The sequence below is a fragment of the Sphingomonas sp. LR60 genome (assembly GCF_036855935.1).
Taxonomy (GTDB): domain Bacteria; phylum Pseudomonadota; class Alphaproteobacteria; order Sphingomonadales; family Sphingomonadaceae; genus Sphingomonas.
Genome location: NZ_JASPFK010000001.1, coordinates 853,896 through 870,899 on the forward strand (window position 1 = coordinate 853,896; position 17,004 = coordinate 870,899).

Sequence of the window (17,004 nt, forward strand, 5' to 3'; positions counted from 1 at the left end):
GGACAAGGGCGATGGCGACGGTCGAAAAGATGCCGATGTTGCAGGAAGGCTATGAAAAGCTGACTGCGGACCTGAAGCGGCTGAAGACCGAGCGTCCGCTGATCGTCGACGCGATCGAGGAAGCGCGTGCGCACGGCGATCTTTCGGAAAACGCCGAATATCACGCCGCCAAGGAGCGACAGGGCCAGGTCGAGGCGACGATCGCCGACATCGAGGACAAGTTGAGCCGCGCGCAGATCATCGATCCGCGTGAGCTGTCGGGCGACAAGATCGTGTTCGGCGCGACCGTCACCTTGCTCGACGAGGACGAAAAGCCCGTAAGGTATCAGATCGTCGGGCAGACGGAGGCCGATGCCAAGACCGGCCGGATCAGCTACAACTCGCCGATCGGCCGCGCGTTGATCGGGCGCAGCCTCGACGACGAGGTCGAAGTGTCGGTCCCGGCGGGTGATCGCTATTATCTGGTGTCGAAGATCGAGTTCATCTGATGCCCATTCCGCTTCCTCCGTCGTGGCGGGAGCGGTTGGCTGGGGCGACATGGGAGCGCGAGCCGGAGGGTGAATCTGGTGGCGTGATCCACCGTATTCTCGCTGCCAACGGTGACCGGCTGTTCCTGAAATATGGTGACGGCGCCGTGGCGGAGGCGGTAGCCGACGAGGCCATTCGGCTGCGATGGCTGCAGGGACGCGTGGTGACGGTGCGCCTCGTTGCTACCGCCTTCGAGCCGGATGCTACATGGCTCCTCACCAGCGCCGCGTCGGGCAAGACCGGGGACGCATGGATCGACGAAAGCCCTGATTCATTGACGCAGGTGATCCGCGGTTTCGCGACCTTCCTGCGGACGCTTCATGCCCTTCCGGTGGACGAATGTCCGTTCGACGCCTCGGCATCCGTTCGACTCGCAGCTGCGAGGAAGCTCGTCGCGGCGGGCAAGGTAGACGAGGCCGATTTCGGCCACGACCATCTCGGGATGAGCGCCGCCGCCGTGCTGGCGGAGGCGGAAAGGCTAGCGTGCCATGCCGCCGGTCGCGTGGTCACACATGGTGACTTCTCGCTCGGCAACGTCCTGCTCGATGCCGATGGCGTGGTGACCGGATGTATCGACGTTGGCAGGCTCGGTGTCGCGGATCCCTATCAGGACATTGCGATATTATGGGAGAACCTCGGCGAGTTCGGCGATGCCGCGCAGCACACGCTGTTGGCATCCCTCGGCCTCGACGCGCTCGATGAGGATCGGCTTCTTTTCCACCGGACTCTGGACGAGTTGTTCTGAGGGGCAGTCGCTGTGGACCTGATCCCGCCGGTATGCTTGCTCACCGGTAAATTTATTTAATGACCTAAATCGTCGCTCCGGACGCGACCCGGGATCACGCTTCTTCGCCATCGAGGAAAGAAGCGGGAGCCCGGATCAAATCCGGGATGACATGAACGTCAGGCCGCCGGCTTGGCGAGCAGCTCGGGCTCGAGCAGGCGGTGCAGGTGGACCACCACATATTTCATCTCGGCGTCGTCGACGGTGCGCTGCGCGGCCGCGCGCCACGCCTTTTCGGCGCTGGCATAGTCCGGAAAGACCCCGACGATATCGATCGAGGACAGATCGCCGAATTCGAGGGTGCGCGGATCGCTGACGCGACCACCGAACACCAAATGAAGCTTGCTCATGCACGCGCTCCCGCTGGGGATTGAACCAGTGCCGCACCGCTCGTCCGCGTCGCCGCCGGAACGAGGAAGAGCCGCGGGCAGCGATTGCGCAGACCCGGCGGCTCTCCCTCAAACTCCGATCGGCGCCGCGGTCGCGCGGTCGGCCTGCGCAACCCCTAGCGCGATGCGCGTCCGGATTGAAGGGGTCAGGACCCGCTCTTTACCTGTTCCTTGCCAGCCTGCGCCGCGGCCGACCCTGCGGTGCCGGCCGCCTTGAGCACGCCCTGGAATAGCGAGCGCGCCTGATCGCGCGCGGCATTCGGCGTCAGCCCCAGCTGGTCCATCTCGGCGCGACCGGCATCCTTGGCGGCGGCCAGCGCCGCAACCGCGGCGGTGTTGATCTTGCGCCCGACGCCGGACAGCAACTCCTTCTCGCGGTGGCTGCGCGGCAGGATCGCGGCGACCGCCGCACCCAGCACGAGTCCGCCGATCAGCACGCCAAGCGGATTGCCTTCCAGCGTCTCGGCGGTGGCATGGGCGGCATCGCTGGCGCGGTGCTTGGCGGTGTCGAGCGCGCTCGACGCTGCCTCACGCGCGTGGTCGACGCTTTCGCGCAGACGGCCGTGCTGCTCCTGATCGTTCACTTGGTCGGTCATGATCCAGTCCTTTCGGCGGGTTGGGCGATATCTTCTGGAGATGGCAGACGCTTCTGCCGCTTCTTCGTGCCGAACAAACGCGCGATCTGTCGCCCGACGACGAGCGCCGCCAGCAGCGACGCACCGCCTGCGACCACGCCCGGATTGCGGCGGGCCACCTCGGTGCCGACCCGCACGGCGCGTTCGCCGCTGCCCGACACCTCGGCCAGTGCGACGCGCGCAAGGCGGCGGGGTTCGAGTTCGCTCTGCAAACGCCCGACGGTGCCGTCGAGGCGACGACGCGCCTCGGCGACGCGCGCCTCGGCCAAAGTTACGTCCGTAGCCGTCATGCGTCCGTATCCGTGCGCAACGCGGACTTGCCCGACAAGGCGAGCAAGCCGGCGATCACCAGCACCACGCCGACCACCGCGAGCGTCGCCCAGCCGGGGCCGATCAGCGTCGCCAGCGACAGGATCGCCCCGACCAGCAAGGCGATCAGCGCCGCCAGCGCGAGCACGCCGGCAATGGCAAAGCGAATCGCCGCCGCCTTGTAGCGGCTGACAGCGAAGCCCGCCTTGGCCTTGGCCAATGCGATCTCCGCCTTCGCCACGTCGCGCGCGTCCGTCGCCAGCTGCGTCACAAGCTGCGGGATACTATCCGGATGGACGCGATCACGTACGTCCGTTCGTTCGGACATTAGATCAGGCATCGCGCTGGTCGACGGCGGCACCGATCAGTCGCGCCACCACGAAGCCGATTCCGGCCGCGAGGCCCACGGCCAATTCGGGGCTCTTGCGCACCAGTGCACGGGCGTCGTCGAGCAGGTCGTCGACGCTCTTCTGATCGATCGTGCTGGTAAAGCCCTGCACGCGATCCGCCGCTGAGCGGGCATATTGGCCGTACTGTGCGCCAAGCTTCTCATCGACCTGCCCGGCGGCGTCGGTGAGCATCTGCGAAAGCTGCGTCAGCGCGTCGGTCGCCCTGGCTTTGCCGTCTTCGGCGAAGGTGCGCGCCTTGTCGGCGGCCTGTTCGCGGCCCTTGGCGACGTGATCGCGTACCGATTGCTTGGCATCCGCAAGCGTGCTGCCGCTGGCGGTCGCGCTAGTGTCTTCGGGCGTAAAGTCGACGCCGGCATCCTTCAGCGGCGCGGCGGGCGTGAACGATGCGTCGGCGGGTGGCGGCGCGGCGTCTGCCGGAGTGGAATGCTGGAGCGTGTCACGATCCTGCTCAACGGCCATGATTCATCCTTCCCTGGTCGAGGTCCAACAACCCGGCGGCCGGGTCGGCGGTTCCATCGCGTTGCAGCATCGCCGGGCGCCCGCTAGGAGGCGCCATGCCCTGCCGCGATGGCAGAAAATAGGAGGATCGTTTCGTGACCGCAATCATCGACCTGCACGGACGCCAGATCATCGACAGCCGCGGCAACCCGACCGTGGAGGTCGACGTGCTGCTCGACGACGGCAGCTTCGGTCGCGCGGCGGTCCCTTCGGGGGCGTCGACCGGCGCCCACGAGGCGGTCGAGCGGCGCGATGGCGACAAGGCGCGCTGGGGCGGGAAGGGCGTCGACGACGCGGTCGAGGCGGTCAACGACGAGATTGCCGACGCGATCATCGGGCTCGATGCCGAGGACCAGCTCGAAATCGACCAGACGATGATCGAGCTGGACGGCACCGAGAACAAGGGCCGGCTCGGCGCGAATGCGATCCTCGGCGTCAGCCTCGCGGTGGCGAAGGCGGCGGCGGATGCGCGCGGGTTGCCGCTGTACCGCTATGTCGGCGGCGTCGCGGCGCACGTGCTCCCGGTGCCGATGATGAACATCATCAACGGCGGCGAACATGCCGACAACCCGATCGACTTCCAGGAGTTCATGATCGTGCCGGTGGGCGCGGAATCGCTGGCCGAGGCGGTGCGCTGTGGCTCGGAAATCTTCCACACGCTGAAGAAAGGCCTGAGCGAAAAGGGCCTGGCGACCGCAGTTGGCGACGAGGGCGGGTTCGCGCCCAACCTCGCCAGCACCACCGACGCGCTCGATTTCATCATGACCTCGATCGAGCGCGCGGGCTACACCCCCGGCGACGACGTGATGCTCGCGCTCGATTGCGCGGCGACCGAATTCTTCAAGGACGGCAAGTACGTCATCTCCGGTGAGAATCTGACGCTCGAGCCGGGCGCGATGGCCGAATATCTCGCCGATCTCGCCGCACGCTATCCGATCTTCTCGATCGAAGACGGCATGGCCGAGGACGATTTCGAGGGCTGGAAGGCGCTGACCGACGCAATCGGCAAGAAGGTGCAGCTGGTCGGCGACGATCTGTTCGTCACCAATCCGAAGCGGCTGCGCGACGGCATCGGGCAGGGGCTCGCCAACTCGCTGCTCGTGAAGGTCAATCAGATCGGCACGCTGTCCGAGACGCTGGAGGCGATCCGCGTCGCCGAGCGCGCCGGCTATACCGCGGTCATGTCGCATCGGTCGGGTGAAACCGAGGACTCGACGATCGCCGATCTGGCGGTCGCAACCAATTGCGGACAGATCAAGACCGGCAGCCTTGCACGGTCGGATCGGTTGGCGAAGTACAACCAGTTGATCCGCATCGAGGAGGAATTGGGCTCGATGTCGCGCTATGCGGGCCGGGACGTGCTGCGGAACCGCTGATAGGGCTTGCAAAGGGCGAGGCGACTCGCGAGAATCGCTGGCGTTATGCCTCGCCCGTCAACCCGCCTCTCGCAAACGCTCCGGCGTGCTGCCGTCCCCGCCCTTGCGGTGGCGGTGATGGCGTTTTTCGGCGCCTATGCGGTGGTGGGGCCAAACGGACTGATCGCGCTGGGTGATTACAAGCGGCAGCTGGTGGCGCGAGAGCGGCAATATGCCCAGCTCGATCAACGCCGGACGATGTTGCAGAACCGGGTGACGCTGCTCGATCCCCGCCACGCGAACCCGGATATGGTGGACGAACTGGTGCGCAAGGAGCTGAACGTCGCGCACCCCGACGAGGTGATCGTTCCGCTGAAATGAGCGGCAACGGGGGGACGCTCCCTTGATCGTCACCCCGGCGAAAGCCGGGGCCCAGTTGGGAAAGCCTCAGTAGCTGCGCGGCGTGCGTCGCCATCAGCGTCACGAAACTGGACCCCGGCCTTCGCCGGGGTGACGGGGTTCGGGAGGATTGGCGTGCCAATCTTGTCTTCCCGGACCTAGTCCGCGACCCCGCTTACTCCCGGCAGAAGAAGCGAGACCCCGATCAAGCCCGGGATGACCACCTTACCTGCCCAAGAACGTCAGCAGATCGTCGGTCAGCCGGTCGCTTTCCGTAGCGAACAGCCCATGCGGCGCGCCGTCATATTCGACCAGTTGCGCGTTCGCGATCCCGGCCGCTGCGGCGCGGCCGCTGGCGTCGATCGGCACGGTCTTGTCGGCGGTGCCATGCAGCACCAGCGTCGGCACGCGGAAGGCGGGCAGGTCGGGGCGGAAGTCGGTGTGGCCGAAGCTCTCGGCGCATTTCAGCGTCGGCTGCAACCCCGCCTGCATCGCGATCCGCCATGCCCAATCGAGCGTCGCCTCGCTGACCGGGCTGGTGACGTAACCGACGCCGAAGAAGTCCTTGAAGAAGCTTCGGAAGAAGTTCGGACGATCGGTCAGGATCCCGTCGGCGATGCCGGCCAGCGTCTGCTCGTCGACGCCATCGGGATTGTCCTCTGTCTTCAGCATGTACGGCACGACCGACGCGATCAGCGCCGACGAGATCACGCCCTTGCCGTCGTAGCGGCTCTGATATCGCGCCACCTCGCCGCCGCCCATCGAGAAGCCGACCAGCGTCACGTCTTCCGTCGCGCCCGCCGCCTCCATGACGTCGCGAAGATCGTCGGTGAGGGTGTCATAGTCATAGCCCGACCATGGCTGTCCCGAGCGCCCGAAGCCGCGTCGGTCATAAGCAATCGCGCGAAAACCGGCATCGGCCAGCGCTTTCATCTGCGGGTCCCAGCTATCCGAGGACAGCGGCCAGCCATGGATCAGAACGACCGGGCGACCCTCACCCCAATCCTTGACGTAGATGTCGGTCCCGTCGCGCGTCTTCACATATGGCATGTGGCTCTCCTTGGCAGAGCAGCCGTAACGGGCGGTTTGTGGTGGCGTTCCTTGCCCGGGTGGCGGGCTCGACACACTCATTTACGCGCAGTCGGAAATTTTGGCGCGCAGGTGGTGATGCGAGCCGCAAGGTCAGAGGTTCTGGATCCCCGCCTTCGCGGGGATGACGAAAGGGGGCGTTCCTTGGCCCGAGTGCGGGGCCAACACCGTCATTCCCGCGCAGGCGGGAATCCAGACGCGCAGGTCGTGGTAGGAGTCGCAAGGTCAGACGTTCTGCGTCCCCGCCTTCACGGGCATGTCATAAGGGATGAGGGGCAGTTACCGCCCCGGTTCGCCGAGGAACGCCTCGACCCGATCGAGCGCCACGGTCTTGTCGAGATACGTCTGGCCGATCCCGTGCGCGAGCAGGAACGGCAGCGTGCCGGCCGCCATCTTCTTGTCGTGGCGCATATGTTCGACCAGCCGTGCGGGCTGGGCGGTGATGCCCGAGGCGGCGAGGCCGTCGGGCAACCCGCTGTCGCGCCAATGCGCGGCGACGCGCGCGGCATCGTCCGCCGAACAGCGCCCGGTCGCGGCGGAGAAGGCGAAGGCGAGCCCGCAGCCGGCGGCGACCGCCTCGCCATGGAGCAGCCGGTCGGAGAAGCCCGCCTCCGCTTCCAAGGCGTGGCCGAAGGTGTGGCCGAGGTTGAGCAGCGCGCGGCGGCCCTTGGTCTCGAACTCGTCCTCGCCGACGATCCGCGCCTTGGCGGCGACCGCATGCGCGATCGCCTTCACGCGCGCTTCGGGATCGCCCGCGAGCAGTTTCGCGCCATTCGCCTCGCACCAAGCGAAGAAGTCGGCGTCATCGATCAGCCCGTATTTGACGACCTCGGCATAGCCGGCGCGCACCTGCCGCGCGGGCAGGGTATCGAGCACGTCGGGGTCGATCAGCACCACCTTGGGCTGGTGGAAGGCGCCGATCAAATTCTTGCCGGCGCGCGCGTTGATCCCGGTCTTGCCGCCGACCGACGAATCGACCTGAGACAACAGCGTGGTCGGGATCTGCACGAACCCGCAGCCGCGCTTGAGGATCGCGGTCGCAAAGCCGACCAGATCGCCGATCACTCCGCCACCCAGCGCCACGACATGATCGCCGCGCTCGACGCCGAGCGCGAGCAGTTCGTCGGTGAGCCGCTCCAGCGTCGCCCAGCTTTTCGACGCTTCGCCGGCCGGCAGCACGATCTCGGCGTGCCGGAGGCCGGCGGCGTCCAGCGCGGCGGTCAGCGTGGCGAGATGCGCGACGACATTGGCGTCGGCGACGATCACCACCGGGCGCGTGCCGACGATCGGCGCGAGCGCGTCGCCGGCACGCGACAACAGCCCCGGCTCGATCCGCACGTCATAGCTGCGGTCGCCCAGCGCCACGGTCACGGTCGTCATTTGCTCAGGGCCTCCATGATCGCGCGCACCGTGATGTCATGCGGCGTATTCGCGCTGGGAATGCGCAGATGTGCGAGTGCGTAGAGCGGGTTGCGGACCGCGGCCAGCTCGCGCAGCACGGTCGCGGGGTCCTTGCCGCGCAGTAGCGGGCGGGTGTCGCGGCGCTTCACGCGCTCGGCAAGTACCTCGACGGGCGCGTCGAGCCAGATCGCCAGCGCATCGGACAGGATCAGCGCGCGTGTCTCGTCGTTGACGAAGGCGCCACCGCCGGTCGCGATCACCTTCGGACGCCCATCGATCAGCCGCTGGATCACCCGCCGCTCGCCGTCACGAAAATATTCTTCGCCGAACTGCGCGAAGATGTCGGCGATCGACATGCCCGCCGCCGTCTCGATCTCGGTATCGGCGTCGACGAACGGCAGCGCGAGGCGCAGCGCGAGCCGGCGGCCGACCGTCGATTTGCCCGCGCCCATCAATCCCACCAGCACGATCGGGCGGCCGGTCCAGCGATGCGGACGGCGCGACGAGCGGCGGGACGGGACGGGCGGGCTTTGCAACATCGTCTCTGCGGCTATACAGCGCGTTCCGTTCCCGGCAACAGCAGGCTCGTGCCGCGTCGGGGCTGAGTTATACGTCGCGCGCAAAGGTTGGGAATTTCATGACCCGGTTGATTGTCTCCGTCGTCGTGCTGCTGGTGATCGTGGTGGGCGCGCTGTTCTTCTTTGCGGGCCGCGCAACCGAGCAGCCGGTCACGCGTGTCGAGAAGGCGGTCGAGCTTGGCAATCTCGCCGGCTAAACGCGCCGCGCTGGCCGGCGTCGCGGCGCTCGGCCTCGCGGCGGCGGCCATCGCACAGGACCGCCCCGAGTCGCTGTTGCCGCCCGGCTTCGGCGACGCGGCGCCGGCGCCAGCGCCCGCTGCACAGCCGAGCCCGGCCGCGACCGGGGCCGCCAATGCGCCGCGCGTGCAGGCGACGACGCCGGCCGGGCCGTTGCCGCCGCTGCCTCCGCTGCCCTTCCCGTCACCGACGGCGAGTCCCAGCCCGGTGCCGACTCCAAGCTATGTGCTGCCGGCGTTCGCGCGACGCTCGCTGGCGGCGGTCGGGGCCGATCAGGGGTTCGTGGGCGAGGCGTTCGGGAGCGCGGATGGCCGCTATGTCGAGCGGCTGATGCGCTATCTGTCGGCGCCCTTGCCGTCGCGGTGGCTGTCGATCGCCCTGCGGCGGCTGCTGGTGGCGAAGATCGATACACCTGCGCGCGTCAACGGTGCCGACTTTGCCGCCGAACGTGCGTGGTTGTTGCTGCGGATGGGCGAGTCGGTGTCGGCGCGCGCGGTCGCGCAGTCGGTCGACAGCGACCGTGTGACGCCGAAGCTGCGTGAAGTGTGGATGCAGGCCGCGCTCGCGACCGGCGATCCGGCCGGACTGTGCCCGCTCGCCGCCACGGCGGGCGACAGCGAGCGCGCGTGGACCGTCGCGCGCGCGATGTGCGCCGGGTTGACCGGGGCGGGGCGGACCCAACCGCTGATCGCCGACATCCGCCGCCGCCGCGTCGCCAGCGGGATCGACCTGGCACTGGCGCAGAAGGTGATGGGCGCCGGGCTCAACAGCCGCCAGGCGGTGACGATCGAATGGGCACCGGTGGTGCAATTGACCGCGTGGCGGTTCGGGCTGGCGACCGCGACCGGGGTCGCAGTGCCTGACGAGCTTTACGCTACGGTCGGACCGCAGGTGCGCGGCTGGCAGGCGCTGGCCCCCGCGATCCCGCTCGCCGAGCGTGCCGCCGTCTCGGATCGCGCCGCGGCGCAGGGCGTGTTATCGAGCGCGGCGCTGGTCGATCTCTATGCTGCGGTCGCCGAGGGCAATGACGCGCCCGCCGCCTTGTCGGGCACCGCCGCGACGTTGCGCGACGCCTATGTCGGCAACGATCGGGCGACGCGGATCGCCGCGATGGTCAAGCTGTGGGACGCCGCGGAGACGCCCGCGAGCCGCTATGCCCGACTGGTGCTGACCGCGCGCGCCGCGGCACGGCTGCCGGCGCGCGCCAACGAGGCGGAGGCCGATCGATTGATCGCGTCGATGCTGACCGCCGGGCTGGATCGCACCGCGCAGCGTTGGCAAGGCGCAGTGCCCGCCGGCAGCACCGGCTGGGCGATGCTCTTGCTCGCCGACCCCGATGCGATCGCGCAACTGCCCGCATCGACGATCACCGATTATGCCCCCACCGGCGCGCTGGCCGAGCGCAAGCGGCAATTGTTCTTCGCCGGCATGGCGGGGCTCGGGCGGCTGCCCGCCGCGGCGGTCGACGATCTCGCCGAGAAGCTGGCGGTGCCGGTCGCGCAGCGCAACGCCTGGACGAGCGCGCTGGAGCGTGCCGCGGGCGAGGGGCAGGCGGGAACGGTGCTGTTGCTGGCGGCGGTCGGGATGCAGGCGGATGGCTGGGCACATGTCCCTCCCGCGGCGCTGTTCCATATCGTCCGCGCGCTGCGGGCGGTCGGGCTCGACGGCGAGGCGCGGATGATCGCGGCGGAGGCGATCGCGCGATTGTGAGCGACGCCGCCGCGATCGATCGCTTCCTGGAGATGATGGCGGCGCAGGCCGGGGCGGCGCCGAACACGCTGGCCGCTTACCGCCGCGACCTGATGCTGGCATCCGCTGCGCTCGACGGAGGGCTGGCGGTGGCGGACGGCGCGGCGCTGGAGCGGCTGGCCGATGGCTGGGACGCGCTGTCGAAGTCGACGGTGGCGCGCAAGGCGGCGGCGCTGCGGCGCTTCTTCGGGTTCCTGATCGACGAGGGCGACCGCGCCGACGATCCCTCGCCGGCCCTGCCGCGGCCGGGGACGCAACGGCGGTTGCCACGCACGCTCGATCACGGCGATGTCGACCGGCTGTTCGCCGCGATCGAGGCGCGGCTGGCGCGCGGCGCGGTGATCCCGACCGACCTGCGGCTCTCGGCCTTGTTCGAGCTGCTGTACGGATCGGGTCTGCGCGCGACCGAACTCGTCTCGTTGCCGCGCGGCGCGATCCATCCCGATCGGCCGTTCCTGATCCTGAAGGGGAAGGGTGGGCGCGAGCGGCTGGTGCCGATCTCGGATCGTGCCCGCGCCGCGGTGGCGGCGTGGCGTACGCATGTCCCCACCGATCGCGCATTCCTGTTCCCGTCGGGCGCGACGCATCTCTCGCGCGTGCGGCTGTTCCAGCTGGTGCGGGCGCTCGCCGCCGAGGCCGGGATCGCGCCCGAGCGGATCAGCCCGCACGTCCTGCGCCACGCCTTCGCGACGCACCTGCTGGAAGGTGGGGCGGACCTGCGCGCGCTCCAGACGATGCTGGGCCATGTCGATATCGCGACCACCGAAATCTACACCCACGTCGATAGCAGCCGGCTGGTCGAGCTGGTCAACGAGCGTCACCCGCTCGTTGACGCGTTGCGAAAGCGCGCCTAGCTGCGCTCGATGCGTATTTTCCTCGACTTCGAGAAGCCCATCGCCGAGCTTCAGGCGCGTATCGACGAATTGCGCGAGACCGGCGCCGAGGGCACCGTCGACATTTCGTCCGAGATCGCCAAGCTGCAGGCGAAGTCGGACAAGCTGCTGAAGGACACGTTCGGCAAATTGTCGCCGTGGCAGAAGACGCAGGTCGCGCGTCATCCCGAGCGCCCGCACTTCAAGCATTTCGTCGCCGGGCTCTTCGATGAGTTCGTGCCGCTCGCCGGTGACCGTGCGTTCGGCGACGATCAGGCGATCCTCGGCGGCTTCGCGACCTTCCGCGGGCAGCGCGTGATGGTGCTGGGGCATGAGAAGGGCGACGACACCGCCAGCCGGCTGCGCCACAATTTCGGAATGGGTAAGCCGGAGGGCTATCGCAAGGCGATCCGGCTGCTCGAACTGGCCGATCGCTTCGGGCTGCCGGTCGTGACCTTGGTCGACACCTCGGGTGCGTTCCCGGGCATCCAGGCCGAGGAGCGCGGGCAGGCGGAGGCGATCGCGCGCTCGACCGAGGCGTGCCTCGCGCTCGGCGTGCCGATGGTCGCGGCGGTGGTCGGCGAAGGCGGCTCGGGCGGCGCGATCGCGCTGGCGAGCGGCAATCGCGTGCTGATGTTCGAACATGCGGTCTATTCGGTGATCTCGCCCGAGGGCTGCGCCTCGATCCTGTGGCGTACCGCCGACAAGGCCCCTGACGCCGCCGAAGCGATGAAAGTGACCGCGCAGGATCTCAAGTCGCTGGGCGTGATCGACGCGATCGTACCCGAGCCGCTGGGCGGCGCGCACCGTGATCGCGACGGCGCGATCCGTGCGCTGGGCGATTGCATCGAGCGGATGCTGCGCGATCTGGCACCGCTCACGCCCGAGGCGTTGCGGCAGGATCGCCGCACCAAGTTTCTGAAGATGGGCCGCGTCGCCTAGGCGAGTTGATCCTTCCGGATTGACTGCCCTATTGCTCACACCGGACCTGATCCGAACGCCCGCTTTTCGGTTTCCCTGCCGGACGGACAAAGAGAAGGGCGGCGGAACCGATGTTCCGCCGCCCCACCGGTCACCGCCGGTCAAACCCTATTACGGGTTCGTCATCTTCGTCTGAACGTTGGTGAAGGTGGTGTTGAGCTGCGTGCCGATGCCCTTCATGGCAGCAATTGCGGCAACCGCGATAAGGGCAGCGATCAGACCGTATTCGATCGCGGTCGCGCCCTTGCTGTTCTTGAGGAACGAACGAATCTTCTGCATGTCGATCTCCAGTGACAACCTAAATTTCTGTACCCGCCGACGCACCGTTCAGGTCCATCAATGACGTTTCTAGAAGCGCAGGGTTGATAAAGGTTTAAGTGGAACCCTATGTTTTTGTTCAGTACCTTGGCGATCGACAACAATCGCTAGCGCGCTGACTGCAGGTTGCTGCTGATCGACGCGAAGATGCCCGTTACCGGGTGACCGATTGCGGACATGCCGCCGACGGCGGTCAGCGCGATCATCGCTACGATCAGCCCGTATTCGACCGCGGTCGCGCCGCGGGTGTGCGGCGCAAGGGCCCGCAACCGGGTTGAGAACGAGCGAGCAGCGGATCGACGTGACATGACCCACACGATATTCGAAACGGGTTAAGGAAGGATCGCAGCGCGATGCTGGTGGTGGCCGTGGCATTGACCGACGGGTCGGGGCGCTGCCTGATGCAGCAACGCCCGCACAACAAGCGGCATGGCCGGCTCTGGGAGTTCCCCGGCGGCAAGGTCGAGCCTGGCGAGCATCCGGTCGCCGCACTGATCCGCGAACTGGAGGAGGAACTGGCGATCAGCGTCGCGGTCGACGCACTCGATCCGCTCGGCTTCGCCACCGACATGCCTGTGACGATGCTGCTCTACCGCTGTACCGCGTGGCGGGGCACGCCGCGTCCGCTCGCAGCGCAGGCGTTCCGCTGGGATTGGCCGGAGGCGCTCATGCACCTGCCGATGCCGCCGGTCGACGTACCGCTGCTGGCGGCGCTTGCCCGCGCGCTGGCGGGCGGCTAGGCCCGATCACGCGATCAGGAAAGGAAATCCGGTAGGCAACGATCCGGAGCTGCCCCCGCAACTGTGACCGGCGAGCCGCTCGCCCCTCGTGTGCCACTGGATCGCTCGCGCTCCGGGAAGGCCGGGCGAACGGCGACGACCCGGGAGCCAGGAGACCTGCCGGATCGCGGTTGTCCTTCGCGCGGACGGGGTGTGCCGGGCGATCGGGGATTTTTTCCCGCGCGACGACGAACGAGTCGGGTCGGCGTGGGGATGGATGAAGTTGAGCGATCGTAGATTTCGCATGGCGCGGGTCGCCGCCGCAGTGCTGGCAGTGCCGGTGCTGATCGGTGCGGCGCCTGCACGCGCGCCGCGCGTCGTGTCGATCAATCCATGCCTCGACGCGATGCTGATGCAGGTCGCCGATCCGGCGCAGATCGCCGCGATCAGCCATTATTCGCACGATCCGCGCGCTACGTCGGTCCCGCTCGCCTGGGCGCGGCGCTTCCCCTCAACCTCAGGCACCGCCGAGGAAGTGGTAGCGCTCCGCCCCGATTTGGTGGTGGCAAGCGGGCATGTCGCGCCGGCCACGGTCGCGGCGCTGACGCGGATGCACATAAAATTGCGGCAGTTCGCGCTGCCCGACTCGATTGCGGAAAGCGCGCAGCAGGCGCGAGACCTGGCGGAGGCGATCGGCCATCCCGCCCGGGGCGCGGCGCTCGCCGGCCGAATCACTGCCGCAGCGCGCGCCGACGCGGTGCCGCCGATGTCCGCGGTGATCTTCGGGCCGGGCGGTCTGGTGCCGGGGGCGGGGACGCTGCCCGACGAGATGCTGCGGAGCGCCGGCTTCCGCAACGCCAGCGCCGGCTACGGGCTGAAGCGCTGGGACGTGCTGCCGCTGGAATATCTGCTCGCCGATCCGCCGCGCATCATCCTGTCGGTCGCCGCCGCGCAGGGCGCTGGGGAGCGGATGGAGCGGCATCGCGCGCTGCGGCGGCTAGGTACGCGCGTGACGATCGCGCCGTTCGCGGGCCGGCTGATGAACTGCGGCGGTCCGACGATCATCGCCGGGATGGCGCGGTTGCGGGCGGTACGCGCGCAGGTGGCGGCGCGATGACGCGCACGACGCTGTTGTTAGGGCTGGGCGTGCTGCTCGCCGCCGCGCTGTCGGTCGCCGCGGGGAAGGTGTGGGTGCCGCTTGACGGCTGGACCGCCGCCGATCCGCGTTCGATCATCATCGTCGAGTTGCGGCTGCCGCGGACGATCCTCGCGCTCGCGGTCGGCGCGGCGCTGGGGATGTCCGGCGCGACGATGCAGGGCTATCTGCGCAACCCGCTCGCCGATCCGGGGCTGTTCGGCGTGTCGTCCGGAGCGGCGTTCGGCGCGGTGTGCTCGCTATACTTCGGCTATGCCGCGCAGACGTGGCTGTTGCCGAGCTTCGCGCTGACCGGCGCCGCGGTCACGATGGCGGCGCTGGCGCTGATCGCGGGGCGATCGGGCAGCCTGATCCTGTTCACGCTCGCAGGGATGATCCTGACCAGCATCACCGGCTCGCTGACCGCACTGGCGCTCAGCCTCGCGCCGACGCCGTTCGCCGCGTCGGAGATCATGACGTGGTTGATGGGCGCGCTGACCGACCGGAGCTGGGACGAGGTGATGGTGTCGGTGCCGCTGATCCTGCTGGGGATGGCGGTGCTGGCGCGGACCGCGCGATCGCTCGATGCGCTGACGCTCGGCGAGCAGGCGGCACGATCGATGGGAGTCGATCCACGGCGGCTGCAAATGGCGGTGATCGTCGGAGTCGCCCTGACGGTCGGCGCGTCGGTCGCCGCGGCGGGGGTGATCGGTTTCGTCGGGCTGATCGTGCCGCATCTCGTCCGTCCGTTCTCGGGGCACCGCCCGTCCGCGACCCTGCTGCCGGCGGCGCTGGGCGGGGCGTTGTTGCTGACGCTGGCCGACAGCCTCGTGCGACTGGCGCCGACCGTCAGCGAGCTGCGACTCGGGATCGCGATGTCGATGCTGGGCGGGCCGTTCTTCCTCTATCTGCTAATCGCGATGCGGCGGCGGCTGGCATGAGCGTGCTGGCAACGGAAGGCGTCTCGCTGACGCTCGGCGGCAAGGCCGTCCTCCAATCGATCAACGCGGCGTTTGCGAGCGGGCGGGTCACCGCGCTGCTGGGGCCGAACGGTGCGGGCAAGAGCAGCCTGCTGGCGTGCCTCGCCGGCCTGCATGTGTCCGCCAGCGGCCGCGCGTCACTGAACGGCACCGACGTGCGGACATTGTCGGCTCAGGAACGCGCCCGGCGAATTGGCTTCCTGCCGCAGGCGGCGGACGTGCACTGGAACATCGACGTCGCGACGTTGGTCGCGCTCGGACGGTTGCCATGGCGCGGGCGTTGGGGCGAGACGGCCGAGGATCGCGCGGCGGTCGATGCCGCGCTGGCGGCGACCGGCATGACCGCCTTCGTGCGGCGCGGGGTCGAGCATCTGTCGGGCGGCGAGCGTGCGCGCGCGTTGCTGGCACGGGTATTGGCCGGTCAGCCCGAATGGCTGCTCGCCGACGAACCGCTCGCCAGTCTCGACCCCGCGCATCAGCTCGAGGTCGGCGCGCAGCTTCGCGCGGTGGCGGCGGGCGGCAGCGGCGTGGTGCTCGTGGTGCACGACCTGAACCTCGCGGCGCGGCTGGCCGACGATGTCGTGCTGCTGCGCGACGGGCGGGTGGTCGCGGCGGGGGCGGCGGACGAGGTGCTGACCGCCGCGTTGGTCGGCGAAACCTATGGCCTGACGGTCGAGACCGGCATCACCGCGACGGGGCAGCGCTACATCGTTCCGATCGGGCGGCCCGGTTGAGACGGGCCGCTGGAGGCGCGACCGGGAATCGAACCCGGGTGCAAGGATTTGCAGTCCTCTGCGTCACCACTCCGCCATCGCGCCTCGAGGCCGGTGAGGGCGCGCAGATGCGGGCGTGGCGGCATGATGTCAAGCGGCCGATTGCAAAGTGTGTTCTGCGCGCGATACAAGCCCGTTGGCGCAACGTGTGTTGCATCGATAAAACAGCTATGCCACAGGACGGCTCATGACCCTCTCCGCCCCCGCTCTCCGGAATGACGATTTCACCGCGATGCGCCAGGCGATGGTCGCCAGCCAGTTGCGCACCACCCAGGTCAACGATCCGCGCATCGTCGCGGCGATGGCCGAGGTGCCGCGCGAACGCTTCGTGCCCGCACAGGCCGCCGCGCTTGCCTATGTCGACCGCGCGGTCGAACTGGGGCAGGGACGCGCGCTCAACACGCCGCTCGCCACCGCACGGCTGCTGGTGCAGGCGCGATTGCAGCCGGGCGACCGCGTGCTGCTGATCGGTGCGGCGGCCGGCTATACCGCCGCGGTGCTGGCGTCGCTCGTCGCCGAGGTGGTCGCGGTGGAAACGCTGCCCGATCTGGCTGCCCATGCGCGCGACGCGCTGGCGCAGACTCCGAACGTCACCGTGGTCGAGGGGCCGTTGGAGCACGGGCACCCGGCCGGCGCGCCGTACGACGTGTTGATCGTCGATGGGGCGATCGAGGAACTGCCCTCGACGCTCGCTTCGCAGGTCGTTGACGGCGGGCGGATCGTCAGCGGGCTCGTCGATCGCGGCGTGTTCCGGCTCGCGGCGGGCACCCACCGCGGCGCGGCGACCGCATTGACGCCGTTCGCGGATATCGACTCGGTCCCGCTTCCCGGCTTCGCGCGTCCGCGCAGCTTTACCTTCTAAGGA

At 68.7% G+C, this 17,004-nt stretch carries 23 protein-coding genes, 1 tRNA gene and 1 riboswitch; of the genes, 13 read left to right on the forward strand and 11 right to left on the reverse strand.

From position 1 onward, the window contains the following. Nucleotides 1-11: 11 nt before the first annotated feature. Nucleotides 12-488, forward strand: coding sequence for a transcription elongation factor GreA (gene greA, locus QP166_RS03965; RefSeq protein WP_333914731.1), 477 nt, complete (start codon nucleotides 12-14; stop codon nucleotides 486-488). Continuing rightward, a complete protein-coding gene (locus tag QP166_RS03970; RefSeq protein WP_333914732.1) occupies nucleotides 488-1,273 on the forward strand; it encodes an APH(3') family aminoglycoside O-phosphotransferase in 786 nt (261 codons plus the stop codon). The genes greA and QP166_RS03970 overlap by 1 nt, the downstream gene beginning before the upstream one ends. Nucleotides 1,274-1,431: 158 nt before the next feature. Here the strand turns inward: QP166_RS03970 and QP166_RS03975 are convergent, their stop codons facing one another. The 5 genes from QP166_RS03975 to QP166_RS03995 all read right to left on the reverse strand — a co-directional run bounded on the left by QP166_RS03975 (nucleotide 1,432) and on the right by QP166_RS03995 (nucleotide 3,514). Beyond that, complete coding sequence (locus QP166_RS03975) at nucleotides 1,432-1,662, reverse strand: DUF4170 domain-containing protein (RefSeq protein ID WP_333914733.1); 231 nt, start codon at nucleotides 1,660-1,662, stop codon at nucleotides 1,432-1,434. Nucleotides 1,663-1,847: 185 nt separating this feature from the next. Further along, entirely contained in the window at nucleotides 1,848-2,297 is a 450-nt protein-coding gene (locus QP166_RS03980; protein ID WP_333914734.1) for a hypothetical protein, read from the reverse strand. Beyond that, nucleotides 2,294-2,626: a hypothetical protein gene (locus QP166_RS03985; RefSeq protein WP_333914735.1), complete on the reverse strand. Its 333-nt coding sequence runs from the start codon at nucleotides 2,624-2,626 to the stop codon at nucleotides 2,294-2,296. The genes QP166_RS03980 and QP166_RS03985 overlap by 4 nt, the downstream gene beginning before the upstream one ends. Then, complete coding sequence (locus QP166_RS03990) at nucleotides 2,623-2,973, reverse strand: phage holin family protein (RefSeq protein ID WP_333914736.1); 351 nt, start codon at nucleotides 2,971-2,973, stop codon at nucleotides 2,623-2,625. The genes QP166_RS03985 and QP166_RS03990 overlap by 4 nt, the downstream gene beginning before the upstream one ends. A 4-nt stretch (nucleotides 2,974-2,977) precedes the next feature. Further along, complete coding sequence (locus QP166_RS03995; RefSeq protein ID WP_333914737.1) at nucleotides 2,978-3,514, reverse strand: hypothetical protein; 537 nt, start codon at nucleotides 3,512-3,514, stop codon at nucleotides 2,978-2,980. A gap of 134 nt (nucleotides 3,515-3,648) precedes the next feature. Between QP166_RS03995 and eno the strand changes: the two genes are divergently transcribed. Together eno and QP166_RS04005 are read left to right on the forward strand one after the other, a co-directional pair. Next, complete coding sequence (gene eno, locus QP166_RS04000; RefSeq protein WP_333914738.1) at nucleotides 3,649-4,929, forward strand: phosphopyruvate hydratase; 1,281 nt, start codon at nucleotides 3,649-3,651, stop codon at nucleotides 4,927-4,929. 117 nt (nucleotides 4,930-5,046) lie between these two features. Continuing rightward, entirely contained in the window at nucleotides 5,047-5,289 is a 243-nt protein-coding gene (locus QP166_RS04005) for an FtsB family cell division protein (RefSeq protein WP_333914739.1), read from the forward strand. A 243-nt stretch (nucleotides 5,290-5,532) separates the two neighbouring features. Here QP166_RS04005 and QP166_RS04010 read toward each other — a convergent pair whose 3' ends face one another. The 3 genes from QP166_RS04010 to QP166_RS04020 form a co-directional block, all read right to left on the reverse strand. Beyond that, nucleotides 5,533-6,357: an alpha/beta fold hydrolase gene (locus QP166_RS04010; RefSeq protein WP_333914740.1), complete on the reverse strand. Its 825-nt coding sequence runs from the start codon at nucleotides 6,355-6,357 to the stop codon at nucleotides 5,533-5,535. 318 nt (nucleotides 6,358-6,675) lie between these two features. Then, nucleotides 6,676-7,776 (reverse strand): 3-dehydroquinate synthase, encoded by a 1,101-nt coding sequence (aroB, locus tag QP166_RS04015; RefSeq protein WP_333914741.1) that lies wholly within the window; start codon nucleotides 7,774-7,776, stop codon nucleotides 6,676-6,678. Further along, on the reverse strand, nucleotides 7,773-8,336 hold the full coding sequence (locus tag QP166_RS04020) for a shikimate kinase (RefSeq protein ID WP_333914742.1): 564 nt from the start codon (nucleotides 8,334-8,336) through the stop codon (nucleotides 7,773-7,775). Before QP166_RS04020 ends, aroB begins: the two co-directional genes overlap by 4 nt. A 98-nt stretch (nucleotides 8,337-8,434) precedes the next feature. Between QP166_RS04020 and QP166_RS04025 the strand changes: the two genes are divergently transcribed. From QP166_RS04025 to QP166_RS04040, 4 genes are read left to right on the forward strand one after another with little or no spacing between them, the layout of a single operon-like run. Then, nucleotides 8,435-8,572, forward strand: coding sequence for a hypothetical protein (locus QP166_RS04025; protein ID WP_184033684.1), 138 nt, complete (start codon nucleotides 8,435-8,437; stop codon nucleotides 8,570-8,572). After that, nucleotides 8,553-10,322, forward strand: a complete 1,770-nt coding sequence (locus QP166_RS04030) for a hypothetical protein (RefSeq protein ID WP_333914743.1) — start codon at nucleotides 8,553-8,555, stop codon at nucleotides 10,320-10,322. The genes QP166_RS04025 and QP166_RS04030 overlap by 20 nt, the downstream gene beginning before the upstream one ends. Next, the gene (locus QP166_RS04035; protein ID WP_443027183.1) at nucleotides 10,319-11,215 is read left to right on the forward strand and encodes a tyrosine-type recombinase/integrase; all 897 of its coding nucleotides are present in this window, start codon (nucleotides 10,319-10,321) and stop codon (nucleotides 11,213-11,215) included. Before QP166_RS04030 ends, QP166_RS04035 begins: the two co-directional genes overlap by 4 nt. A gap of 9 nt (nucleotides 11,216-11,224) precedes the next feature. After that, the gene (locus QP166_RS04040) at nucleotides 11,225-12,175 is read left to right on the forward strand and encodes an acetyl-CoA carboxylase carboxyltransferase subunit alpha (RefSeq protein WP_333914744.1); all 951 of its coding nucleotides are present in this window, start codon (nucleotides 11,225-11,227) and stop codon (nucleotides 12,173-12,175) included. A gap of 150 nt (nucleotides 12,176-12,325) precedes the next feature. On the opposite strand, the gene QP166_RS04045 is transcribed toward QP166_RS04040, so the two are convergent. Then, a complete protein-coding gene (locus tag QP166_RS04045) occupies nucleotides 12,326-12,493 on the reverse strand; it encodes a Flp family type IVb pilin (protein ID WP_333914745.1) in 168 nt (55 codons plus the stop codon). A gap of 146 nt (nucleotides 12,494-12,639) precedes the next feature. Further along, on the reverse strand, nucleotides 12,640-12,738 hold the full coding sequence (locus QP166_RS18915) for a hypothetical protein (RefSeq protein WP_443027184.1): 99 nt from the start codon (nucleotides 12,736-12,738) through the stop codon (nucleotides 12,640-12,642). 147 nt (nucleotides 12,739-12,885) lie between these two features. On the opposite strand from QP166_RS18915, the gene QP166_RS04055 reads away from it, so the two are divergent. The 4 genes from QP166_RS04055 to QP166_RS04070 all read left to right on the forward strand — a co-directional run bounded on the left by QP166_RS04055 (nucleotide 12,886) and on the right by QP166_RS04070 (nucleotide 16,100). Next, nucleotides 12,886-13,272: a (deoxy)nucleoside triphosphate pyrophosphohydrolase gene (locus QP166_RS04055; RefSeq protein WP_333914747.1), complete on the forward strand. Its 387-nt coding sequence runs from the start codon at nucleotides 12,886-12,888 to the stop codon at nucleotides 13,270-13,272. Next, a riboswitch (cobalamin riboswitch) is annotated at nucleotides 13,254-13,450 on the forward strand. It overlaps the preceding gene by 19 nt. A gap of 105 nt (nucleotides 13,451-13,555) precedes the next feature. After that, nucleotides 13,556-14,368 (forward strand): ABC transporter substrate-binding protein, encoded by an 813-nt coding sequence (locus tag QP166_RS04060; RefSeq protein WP_333914748.1) that lies wholly within the window; start codon nucleotides 13,556-13,558, stop codon nucleotides 14,366-14,368. Continuing rightward, the gene (locus tag QP166_RS04065) at nucleotides 14,365-15,327 is read left to right on the forward strand and encodes a FecCD family ABC transporter permease (protein WP_333914749.1); all 963 of its coding nucleotides are present in this window, start codon (nucleotides 14,365-14,367) and stop codon (nucleotides 15,325-15,327) included. Before QP166_RS04060 ends, QP166_RS04065 begins: the two co-directional genes overlap by 4 nt. Then, nucleotides 15,324-16,100 (forward strand): ABC transporter ATP-binding protein, encoded by a 777-nt coding sequence (locus QP166_RS04070; protein ID WP_333914750.1) that lies wholly within the window; start codon nucleotides 15,324-15,326, stop codon nucleotides 16,098-16,100. Before QP166_RS04065 ends, QP166_RS04070 begins: the two co-directional genes overlap by 4 nt. Before the next feature lie 10 nt (nucleotides 16,101-16,110). Here QP166_RS04070 and QP166_RS04075 read toward each other — a convergent pair. Further along, nucleotides 16,111-16,184, reverse strand: a tRNA-Cys gene (locus tag QP166_RS04075). Nucleotides 16,185-16,326: 142 nt separating this feature from the next. Here QP166_RS04075 and QP166_RS04080 point away from each other — a divergent pair. After that, nucleotides 16,327-17,001 (forward strand): protein-L-isoaspartate O-methyltransferase family protein, encoded by a 675-nt coding sequence (locus tag QP166_RS04080; RefSeq protein ID WP_333914751.1) that lies wholly within the window; start codon nucleotides 16,327-16,329, stop codon nucleotides 16,999-17,001. The last annotated feature ends 3 nt before the right edge of the window (nucleotides 17,002-17,004 follow it).